Here is a 9,853-nt window from a genome sequence, read left to right as displayed (position 1 = left end):
GATGGCGCTATCGGCCGAACTGGGCAAGGCCGGCATTACGCCTGAACGTATCGGCACCACGGCAACCGTTACGCTCGACAAGGACGGCGGCGGCTTTTCGATTACCGCGGTACATCTCGATGTAGCCGTCAAAATCCCCGGCGGCGACAAAGCCGCATTCGAGAAAGCAACCGCGGATGCCAAGGCGGGCTGCCCGGTTTCCAAGGTACTGAACGCAACTATCACGATGGACGCGAAGCTCGAAACCTGAGCCCGCGGGTCACTCACTGCAGACATATGCAGGGCCGGCTGGCAGTGGTAGCCAGGTGCCGCCGGTCGCCACTTTCCGTTGTATTTTTCTCATTTGCAGTTCGTTCACCACGCACTTCCACTTACTTGCCATTCATCTGCCATTTAACGAATACGACGACGACCGAGCCGCGCGTGGGCGCGAAAACGCCGGTCGCCGTCTTCAATGGAACTGTCGATGACAACGCAAACCGAAAAAGCACAGCAATTCCAGTCATACCACGCAGCGGGCGAGGCCTTCATCATCCCGAATCCGTGGGACATCGGCACGGCGCGGCTGTTGGCGCTGGCCGGTTTCAAGGCGCTCGCCACCAGCAGCGCGGGCTACGCGTTTTCGCGTGGCCTGCCGGATAACGCGATCGGCCGCGCGCAGATGATGGTGCATCTCGCCGAAATCGCGGGCGCGACCGACTTGCCGGTCAGCGCCGATCTGGAAAACGGTTTCGGCGACGCGCCAGAAGACTGCGCTGAAACGATCACGCAGGCCGCGGCAGCAGGCGTCGTCGGCGGTTCGATCGAGGACGCGACCGGTCGTGCTGGTGAACCGATCTACCCGTTCGAAGCCGCCGTGGAGCGCGTGCGCGCAGCGGTCGTTGCGGCGCGTGCTCTGCCGTTTCCATTCACCCTGACGGCGCGCGCCGAAAACTATCTGGTGGGTCGGCCCGATCTCGACGACACGATCCGGCGCTTGCAGGCATATCAGGAGGCCGGCGCGGACGTGCTTTACGCGCCCGGCCTGAAGACGCGCGAAGAGATCGCCGCCGTGGTCGGCGCGCTCGACCGGCCGGTCAATGTACTGATGGGGCTGCAAGGTGTCCTGCTCAGTTTCGACGACCTGCGCTCGCTGGGCGTGCGACGTGTCAGCGTGGGCGGTTCGCTGGCGCGCGCGGCGTTGGGCGCGTTTCTCCGCGCGGCACACGAAATGCATGACCACGGCACGTTCAACTACACGAAAGAAGCCGCCAGCGGTAATGAGATCAACCAGTTGTTCACGACCGCCGCGCAAAAGTGGGGCAAATAGACGGCCGGGTGACGAAAGATGGCGGGTGGTGATTGCACGATGACGCTTGTGCCATAGGCGGCGCCTTGCAAGCCGAACTGTTGGCAAGTAAGCGTCTCAATTGCCTTGCATTATTGAACGGTTAGTCATAATATCCGTGATATGACGCAATCAGGCAATTCGAAGCAATCCGTGAAAAAAGCGGGCGAGGTCTGCTCCCGGGGCAGGCCGCGCGAGTTCGATACGGATACCGTATTGGCGAGCGCCAGCCAGGTTTTCTGGAATCACGGCTACCACGCCACCTCGATCGACGACCTCTGCAAGGCCACCGGCCTGTTACGGGGGAGTCTGTACGGCGTATTCGGCGACAAGCACGGCATCATGCTCGCCGCGCTCGATCACTACGCGGAAGGATCGGTTGCACGGCTGGCCGAGCGGCTGAACGCGCCGGTGCCGCCGGAAGAGGCGCTGCGCAACGCTTTGCTGCATTACGCCCGGGTCGCTTGCGCGCTGATCGGCGAGCGCAGCTGCTTCATCACCAACACCACGCTTGAGATGCAACCCGGCGACGAGGAGCTGCGCAGCCGCGTCGCGGCAATCCAACGCCGCATGGCGACTTTGCTGGCGGCCTCGGTGATTCGCGGCCAGGCGAGCGGCGCTTTCAATTCCACGCTCGACGAAAAAGCCGTTGGCGATTTCCTGCTGTGCGTGATGCAAGGCCTGCGTGTATTGGGGCGAGTCGCCCACAAGGAAGATGCGCTGATCGGAATCGTAGACGTTGCCATGCGCGCACTCGTCTAATTTTTTTACCTAATTCTTGAACGAACAGTCATGAATGTAGATGCCATCAAGCCCGCTCCGGCGGCATTCGTTGGACCCGCGGCGCGGCCGGCAGCCGGTGGTGTTGGCGCTGCCGTCTGCCCAGGCGTGGGTGCGGTGGCCGCCAGTGCGGTGGCCGCCAGTGCGGCCGCTGCCGGGAAGGCTGTGTCCGGTTTCGAGCGGCAGGGGCTCGCGCTCGCCATCCTGTTCGTCGGCGCCTTCCTTGCGCCGCTCGACTATTTCATCGTCAACCTCGCGCTGCCGTCGATTCACACCGGCCTGAATGCCACGAATGCGCAACTGCAACTCGTGGTGTCCGCCTACGCCTCCGCTTATGCCGTGCTGCTGATCACGGGCGGACGCCTCGGCGACCTGTTCGGCCGGCGTCGCATGTTCATGACGGGGATGGCGGCGTTCGTGGTCGCCTCCGCGTTATGCGGCTTCGCCACCAGCGGCCACATGCTGGTGATCTCGCGGATTGTGCAGGGCATCGCGGCGGCGATCATGGCGCCGCAGGTGCTCGCGACCATCCGCGCGGTCGTGCCGCTGCATCGGCAGACCAAGGTCATGAGCCTTTATGGTTTCGTATTCGGGCTTTCGTCGATCGTCGGCCAACTGGGCGGCGGCGCGTTGATCACCTATCACCCGTTCGGGCTCGACTGGCGCATCATTTTTCTCATCAACATTCCGATCGGCATCGTGGCCTTCATCGGCACGTGGAAGTTCGTGCCGGAAAATCAGCCGGCCACGAGCACCGGCATCGACCTGAAGGGCGTCGCGCTACTCTCGACGGTGTTGCTGCTGGTCATCTATCCGATGACGCACGGCCGTGAAGCCGGCTGGCCGGCGTGGACCTTCGTGATGTTCGCGCTTGCCGTCCCCGCGCTCGCGCTATTCGTGGCAACCGAGCGGCGCGTCGAGCGCGGTGGCGGCCATCCGCTGGTGGATCTGCAATTGTTCCGCAACCCGGCCTTCGCACTGGGCCTGGTGCTCGCGTTCCTGTTCTACTGCAACAGCGCATTTTTTCTGACCTACGGGATCTTCCTGCAAACCGGTTTGCACTGGACGCCGCTCGCCTCGGGCATGGCCATCATGCCGTTCGCGATCGGTTTCGTGGTCGGGCCGCTGACGTCGCCCGCGGTGGTCAAGCGCATTGGCGGCCATGTGCTGGCGCTCGGCTTCTCGATGATGACAGTCGGCTTTACGGTTACGGGCTGGTCCGCGACCCATGCCGCTACGCCGGACCTGCTGTTCTATTGCGGACTGGTGTGCGCGGGCGTCGGTCATGGGCTGCTGCTGCCGTCGATTATGCGCATCGTGCTGCTGGAAGTCGCGCCGGAGAAGGCGGGGCTTGCCTCAGGCATAGTGTCGTCGACATTGCAGATCGGCTCGGCGTTCGGAACGGCGGCTATCAGCGGTGCGTTTTTCGGGGTGATCGGCGGCAGCGAGACGCCGAGCGCCTATGCGCACGCCTTCCAGCTCAGCCTCGCGATCAATGCGTGTCTGATGTTTGTATGTATTGGTTTGAGCGTGCTGCTGGTGCGGCATCAACAACTGGCATTGCGCCGGGCCGCCCAGCCGGTTTGAAAATAACGGGCGGGAAATCGTTTTCAGCGGTGGTCGCTAAAAACTATTATGCACTTTAAACAAACCGGGTTTTGGAATGGGTAAATTTACCGGTGAGTTTTCCGTTCACAGGTAACTCCATTTGTGGACGATTGGAATAAACCCGAATTGCGGTTTGTCGGCAGCGCTTTAGATATGATAAATCGAGGCCGTATTTTCTACCTGCAAATCGGGTTTTCCGCCGTAAGTTTTGCGATCGTGCAGTGCCGCACCGGTGGCGGCCAGGCGCCGTTCAGAAGGGTTTTCCCGGCTTGACCCATCGACTGCCGGGTTAGGAAACCTATTCCAGTGCAAATGAAAACGGTATCAATAAAAAAGCACTTGCCGCAGTTAATTTCGATTGTTAATCTGGGCGCTCTTTTAGAGTATTCCTTCGGCAGGTTCAGTGTTGCAAAGCATGACGCAATGACTTAATTCCGCTCAACGGGTTCCGTAGGGGATTGAATATGCTGACCGCTACCATTGACGTATTCGAAACACCGCCAGCCGCACGCTTCAATGTCGGCGATGTTGTCACGCTGAAAGAAGGTGGCTCGCGCATGACCGTGACATACGCAGGTCCGGTCGCGCTCAATCCTGGCGACTGGCTGATTTGCGAGTGGTTCGACGAACATGGCGAACTGCGCCACGAGATGTTCGCGCACGAGAGCGTGCGGGCTGAGCCGCGCTCGATCCCCGCTGGCTCGGTGATGTGGGGCAGGATGGGCCGCGCCGCCTGATTATTTCTCCCCGCGCTCACGCGCCGTAGCGCGCTTTTGCACGCGCACGAGAAGCGCCGAAGAAAACGCCCGCATCCGCACGATCTTTCGCGTCTCTGCAATTTCACCTGCCACGTTCTTCGGCGGGTTCGGCTGCAACGACCAGTAGAGCGCGAGCAGCCAGCCAAAACCAGTCCAGCCGAGGCACGCATTGAAGAGCGCCAGCGTCAGCACGTCATGACGCTTGCGCCGGTCCGCGAGAATGCTCGGCAGAAAATACAGCGCCAGCGCGAGCGCCGCGGCGATGACCTGGACCACGACGTGGCCACCCATAGTCTGCCTCCCCAAGGACGCGACGTATGTCACGATTGTCGCGCGATTGTTCGCTTTGCGCAGTGTTGACGCGAATGGACCGCCTGGGGGTTCAGCCCGTCGAGCATCAGGACTATCATGGACGTTTCGATTGAACCGACCCGCCACGGACCGCCACCATGATCTCCGACGATACGACCCAGCAGACCCAGCGCATCAACCAGGACACGCTACGCGAATTCGTAGACCGCAAATGGAACGACGAGATCGTCCCCGCGCTCACGGACTACATCGCCGTGCCGGCCAAGAGTCCGGCATTCGATCCCGAGTGGGTCAAGCATGGTTATCTCGAGCGCGTGATCACCGACGCGGCGCAATGGGCCGAACAGCAACCCGTGCGCGGCCTGAAACTCGAAGTGATCCGTCTGCCGGGCCGCACGCCGGTGATTTTCTTCGAAACGGCCGCGACCCGATCGGGCAGCGAAGAAACCATCGTGCTGTACGGCCACCTCGACAAGCAACCTGAGTTCGACGGCTGGCGCAACGACCTCGGCCCCTGGACGCCGAAGCTCGAAAACGACAAGCTGTACGGCCGCGGCGGCGCTGACGACGGCTACGCGATCTACGCGAGCCTCACGGCACTGGCAGCGCTGGACGCGCAAGGTATCGAGCGTCCGCGTTGTGTCGGCCTGATCGAAACCTGTGAGGAATCGGGCAGCTACGATCTGCTGCCGTACGTCGACGCATTGCGCGAACGGCTCGGCAAAGTCGGTCTTGTTGTGTGTCTCGATTCGGGGGCGGGCAATTACGATCAACTGTGGCTCACCACGTCGTTGCGCGGACTGGTTGCCGGCGACCTGGAAGTCCAGGTGCTCGACGAAGGCATTCACTCGGGCGGTTACGGTGGCATTGCGCCGTCGAGCTTCCGCATCATGCGGCAACTGTTCGACCGTCTCGAAGACTCCGCCAACGGCACATTGTTGCCGAAGGGTTTCCACGTCACTATCCCGGCAGACCGTCTGCGCGAAGCGGAAGCGACCGCTCAAATTCTTGGCGACGATGTCTGGAAGAAGTTGCCGTGGGCCTGCGGCCAGGATGGCCGTCAGGTGCTGCCCACCACCACCGATCCGCAGGAAGCCTTGCTCAACTCGACGTGGCGTCCGTCGCTGTCGGTGACCGGCGCGGCTGGTTTGCCCGCACTCTCCGACGCCGGCAACGTGCTGCGTCCGCGCACGGCGTTCAAGCTATCGCTGCGTCTGCCGCCGCTGATCGAAGCGGAAAAGGCTGTCGCCGAACTGAAGGCGTTGCTCGAATTCGATCCGCCGTACAACGCCAGGGTCACTTTCAAGCCGGACGCCGGCGCGGCGAGCGGCTGGAGCGCGCCCGATCTCGCTCCGTGGCTCGCCACCGCGCTGAACGACGCGTCGCGCGCGCACTATGGCGCGGACGTTGCCTACATGGGGCAGGGCGGCACGATTCCGTTGATGAACGTGCTGAAGTCGGGTTTCCCGAAGTCGCAGTTCATGGTGTGCGGCGTGCTCGGGCCGAAGTCGAACGCACACGGACCGAACGAGTTCCTGCACGTGCCGTACGGCAAGAAGCTGACGGCAGCCGTTGCCCAGGTGATCGCGGCCGCGCCTTGAGGCGCGTTTCGCCACGATCTTTCCACCCACGCCGACACAGTGAATGACCGATAACCCGACTGCTCAGCCCACCACGCTCCGCATTCCGGCCGATCAATTGCATGCCTATGTACGGGCAATCTGGGAGCAGGCGGGCAGTACGCCGCGCGAAGCGGAGCTGGTTGCGGATCATCTGGTGGCGGCGAATCTGACTGGTCACGATTCGCACGGCGTGGGGATGATCCCGCGCTATGTGGCGTCGCTGGCCGACGCGCAACTGCAACTGAACCTGCATGCGCAAGTCGTGAAAGACGCGGGCGCGGTCCTGACCGTCGAAGGCGCCAGGGGATTTGGCCAGGTGGTCGCGTTCGAGGCGATGGAGCAGGGCATCGAGCGCGCCAAACGCCTCGGCATCTGCGCGGTCGGCTTGCGCTGCGCGCATCACATCGGGCGCATCGGCCATTGGGCCGAACAATGCGCGCGCGCCGGCCTCGTATCGTTCCATTTCGTCAATGTGGCGGGCGATCCGCTCGTGGCGCCGTTCGGCGGCGCGGACCGCCGCATCGGCACGAATCCGTTTTGCGCCGCCTATCCGCGGCCCGGCAAGCCGCCGCTCGTGCTCGACTTCGCGACCAGCACGGTGGCGTACGGCAAGACGCGCGTCGCGTATAACCAGGGCAAACAAGTGCCGCCTGGCGCGTTGATCGATCACGAGGGTTTTCCGACCCTCGAACCCAAAGTTATGCAGGAAGCGCCGTTCGGTTCGCTGACGCCGTTCGGTGGTCACAAGGGCTTCGGCCTCGCGGCAATGTGCGAGATTTTCGCGGGTACGCTGTCGGGCGGCTTCACCACGCACACGGAGACGCTCGGCACGACCAACGCGATCATCAACTGCATGCTGTCGGTGATCGTCGATCCCGCCGCTTTCGATGCCCCCGACGCTCAAGCCGAAGCCGATGCATTCATCGGCTGGGTGAAGGCTTCGCCGCTCGCGGCCGGCGCGGACCGTATCTATGAGCCCGGCGAACCCGAGCGGGTGATGCGCGCGCAACGCGAGGCCGAGGGCATCCCCGTTGATGCCGCCACGTGGGCTCAGATTCGCGCGGCGGCGCTGGCCGTCGGTATGAGCCCGGCGCAGGCTGAGCGGTGGTCCGCGGAGTTGCAATAACGATTGCTTGTGAATCAACGGGTGCTTTGCGGCGCCTGCGTTTAAGTATGCAAATTGAATATTCCGTCTGTTAGCCCACAAATAGAAAACAAACATCTGGAAGGCACTATTTTCGATTGCATTACATAATCGAAAGCTATTTCTTTTCCTTTCAAATCCGTCAAGCAATTCAAGCTGTGTTCGTTCGCTAATTTATTGCGGCCGAATGCTCATCTGCGGGCTAATTCCGCCCATCTTCGGTGCGCAAGCGTTTGCGTCCTCATTATCTTTTGCCACACGGTTTACCTCCCTGAAGAGCTCCGTCTGACGGGGCTTGGCGTGCGTGTTGCATTCATCTGTTGGTTACCCCGCTCCCATCCCATTCCGGTCTGATTTAGGCTCGCATTGCAATGCCAATGTTTAACCTCAAAAGGACCATTCAAAATGAATCTGCATAGCCATCACGCCTGCCGTCCGTTCCTCGAAGCCGGCAATTTGTCGCAAGTCTCCGCGTACTACGAAGAAGGCCGCAACATCATGTGGATGATGCTGCGGGCGCAGCCGCGTCCCTGTTTTAATCTCGAACTGGTGCACGACATTCTGGGCCTCGCGCAGGCAGCACGAGAGTCCGGCTTGCCGATCGACTTCTGGGTGACGGGCTCGTTGATTCCGACCATGTTCAACGTCGGGGGCGACCTCGATTTCTTCGCGGACACGATCCGCTCCGGCAAGCGTCAGGCTTTGATGGCCTACGCGCGAGCTTGCGTCGATTGTGTGCATGCGGCGTCGCGCGGTTTCGATACGGGGGCGATTTCGATCGCGATGGTAGAGGGCAGCGCGCTGGGAGGGGGCTTCGAGGCGGCACTGGCGCACCATTTCCTGCTGGCCCAGAACGATGCGCGCATGGGTTTTCCGGAGATCGCGTTCAACCTGTTCCCGGGCATGGGCGGTTATTCGCTGGTCGCGCGCAAGGCGGGCATGCGTCTGGCAGAAGAGTTGATCGGCGTGGGCGAATCGCACACGGCTGAGTGGCACTTCGGCAAGGGGCTGGTCGACCATCTGTTCGAGCCAGGCGACGCCTATATGGCGACGCGTACCTTCATCGATACGCTCAGGCCCAAGATGAACGGAATCCGCGCGATGCTGCGGGCGCGCCAGCGCGTGCTGCAACTTTCGCGCGCCGAGTTGATGGAAATTACCGAGGACTGGGTGGACGCCGCCTTCATGATCGAGGAGAGGGACCTCGCCTTCATGGAGCGGCTGGTGATGCTGCAAAACCGCCGTAATTCGAACCTGCGCCAGACGGCCTCCAGCGCGGCCAATTTTGCCTGAATGGATCTGGGTCCCGGCGTGATGGAACGGTAACTGCGGTCCTGTCCCTCAGGGGGACTGTCTTCGGAACTCCCCCAAAGAGGACCTCCGGCGGGGTGCCCTCCAAAGGGACTGCCTTCGGGATGCCGCCCAGGAGGATTTCCTTCCGAGCGTCCTCCAAAGGGACAGCTTTCGGGGCGCCTCCCAGGAGGATTTCCTTCGCAGCGTCCCCCAAGGGGACTCCCTTTGGGGCGCGCGGCGCTCAGGCAATCAGTCTGAGCTTCTGTCTATCCTGCAACCAGCGTTCGAATTCCGCCGCCGGCATCGCCTGGCCGTACAGGAAGCCCTGCACGTAGTCGACGCCCAGTCCCTTCATGAACAGCTCTTCCGATTCGGTTTCGATGCCCTCGGCGACCACCTTGAAATTCAGTTCCTGCGCGACCGCCACCATCGAGCGCACGAGTGCCTGCGCTTTGGTGTCGGCATTGATGGAACGGACGAAACTGCGATCGAGCTTGATGACGTCGAGCGGAATACGGCCCAATTGCGACAGCGACGAATAGCCGGTGCCGAAGTCGTCCAGATGGACCTGCGCGCCGAGCTGCCGGAACTGCGTGATCAGATCGATCGCAGCCGCTTCGTCCTCGATCAGGCAGCTCTCGGTGAGTTCAAGGTCGATCAGGCACGGGTCGAGGCTGGCTCGTTGCAGCGCTTCGCTGAAATGCCGTACCACGGCGGTATCGACCAGTTGCCGTGCCGACACGTTGATCGCGACGCGCAGGTTGTAACCGTCCGCCTTCCATTTGGCGGCTTGCCTCGCGGCCGTTTCCATGACCCAGCGGCCGAGTACGCCGATCAGCCCGGATTCTTCAGCATAACGGATGAACTCGGCCGGCATGATCTGCCCACGCTCCGGTGAGTTCCAGCGCACCAGCGCTTCCGCGCCCTGCACCGCGCCGGTGGCGAGCACGAGCTTGGGCTGGTAGTGCAACGTTAACTGGCCCTCTTCGAGACCGCGTCGCAGATTGGT

General features: G+C 62.1%; 10 protein-coding genes. 8 read left to right on the top strand and 2 right to left on the bottom strand.

Features of this window, described 5'->3' with window-relative positions:
• From VFE81_RS13375 to VFE81_RS13355, 5 genes are all read left to right on the top strand, one after another.
• The coding region (locus VFE81_RS13375; RefSeq protein ID WP_325045050.1) for an OsmC family peroxiredoxin at positions 1-250 on the top strand (250 nt) is incomplete at its 5' end.
• A 216-nt stretch (positions 251-466) separates the two neighbouring features.
• A complete protein-coding gene (locus VFE81_RS13370; protein ID WP_325045049.1) occupies positions 467-1,309 on the top strand; it encodes an isocitrate lyase/phosphoenolpyruvate mutase family protein in 843 nt (280 codons plus the stop codon).
• Positions 1,310-1,450: 141 nt separating this feature from the next.
• Positions 1,451-2,089, top strand: coding sequence for a TetR/AcrR family transcriptional regulator (locus VFE81_RS13365; RefSeq protein ID WP_325045048.1), 639 nt, complete (start codon positions 1,451-1,453; stop codon positions 2,087-2,089).
• A 30-nt stretch (positions 2,090-2,119) separates the two neighbouring features.
• On the top strand, positions 2,120-3,694 hold the full coding sequence (locus tag VFE81_RS13360) for an MFS transporter (protein ID WP_325045047.1): 1,575 nt from the start codon (positions 2,120-2,122) through the stop codon (positions 3,692-3,694).
• 485 nt (positions 3,695-4,179) lie between these two features.
• Entirely contained in the window at positions 4,180-4,452 is a 273-nt protein-coding gene (locus tag VFE81_RS13355) for a YodC family protein (RefSeq protein ID WP_325045046.1), read from the top strand.
• Here VFE81_RS13355 and VFE81_RS13350 read toward each other — a convergent pair whose 3' ends face one another.
• Positions 4,453-4,764 carry a superinfection immunity protein gene (locus VFE81_RS13350; protein WP_325045045.1) on the bottom strand — a complete coding sequence of 104 codons (312 nt, stop codon included), beginning with the start codon at positions 4,762-4,764 and terminating at the stop codon, positions 4,453-4,455.
• Between the two features lie 158 nt (positions 4,765-4,922).
• Here VFE81_RS13350 and VFE81_RS13345 point away from each other — a divergent pair, with 158 nt between their 5' ends.
• The 3 genes from VFE81_RS13345 (at position 4,923) to VFE81_RS13335 (ending at position 8,844) form a co-directional block, all read left to right on the top strand.
• Entirely contained in the window at positions 4,923-6,386 is a 1,464-nt protein-coding gene (locus VFE81_RS13345) for a M20 family metallopeptidase (protein WP_325045044.1), read from the top strand.
• A 43-nt stretch (positions 6,387-6,429) separates the two neighbouring features.
• Positions 6,430-7,533 (top strand): malate/lactate/ureidoglycolate dehydrogenase, encoded by a 1,104-nt coding sequence (locus VFE81_RS13340; protein ID WP_325045043.1) that lies wholly within the window; start codon positions 6,430-6,432, stop codon positions 7,531-7,533.
• Between the two features lie 423 nt (positions 7,534-7,956).
• Entirely contained in the window at positions 7,957-8,844 is an 888-nt protein-coding gene (locus VFE81_RS13335) for a crotonase/enoyl-CoA hydratase family protein (RefSeq protein ID WP_325045042.1), read from the top strand.
• 241 nt (positions 8,845-9,085) lie between these two features.
• On the opposite strand, the gene VFE81_RS13330 is transcribed toward VFE81_RS13335, so the two are convergent.
• Positions 9,086-9,853: EAL domain-containing protein (locus VFE81_RS13330; protein ID WP_325045041.1), on the bottom strand; the 768-nt coding region annotated here is incomplete at its 5' end.

This window comes from Paraburkholderia sp., assembly GCF_035656215.1.
Lineage (GTDB): Bacteria > Pseudomonadota > Gammaproteobacteria > Burkholderiales > Burkholderiaceae > Paraburkholderia.
Note: the sequence above shows the minus strand (reverse complement) of the source record. Positions and strands in the feature narration are given on the sequence as shown.

What these genes read in the sequence shown, in the direction of transcription:
- VFE81_RS13370 (WP_325045049.1), top strand. Translation starts at nt 467, where the DNA reads ATGACAACGCAAACCGAAAAAGCACAGCAATTCCAGTCATACCACGCA.
- VFE81_RS13365 (WP_325045048.1), top strand. Translation starts at nt 1,451, where the DNA reads ATGACGCAATCAGGCAATTCGAAGCAATCCGTGAAAAAAGCGGGCGAG.
- VFE81_RS13360 (WP_325045047.1), top strand. Translation starts at nt 2,120, where the DNA reads ATGAATGTAGATGCCATCAAGCCCGCTCCGGCGGCATTCGTTGGACCC.
- VFE81_RS13355 (WP_325045046.1), top strand. Translation starts at nt 4,180, where the DNA reads ATGCTGACCGCTACCATTGACGTATTCGAAACACCGCCAGCCGCACGC.
- VFE81_RS13350 (WP_325045045.1), bottom strand. Translation starts at nt 4,764, where the DNA reads ATGGGTGGCCACGTCGTGGTCCAGGTCATCGCCGCGGCGCTCGCGCTG.
- VFE81_RS13345 (WP_325045044.1), top strand. Translation starts at nt 4,923, where the DNA reads ATGATCTCCGACGATACGACCCAGCAGACCCAGCGCATCAACCAGGAC.
- VFE81_RS13340 (WP_325045043.1), top strand. Translation starts at nt 6,430, where the DNA reads ATGACCGATAACCCGACTGCTCAGCCCACCACGCTCCGCATTCCGGCC.
- VFE81_RS13335 (WP_325045042.1), top strand. Translation starts at nt 7,957, where the DNA reads ATGAATCTGCATAGCCATCACGCCTGCCGTCCGTTCCTCGAAGCCGGC.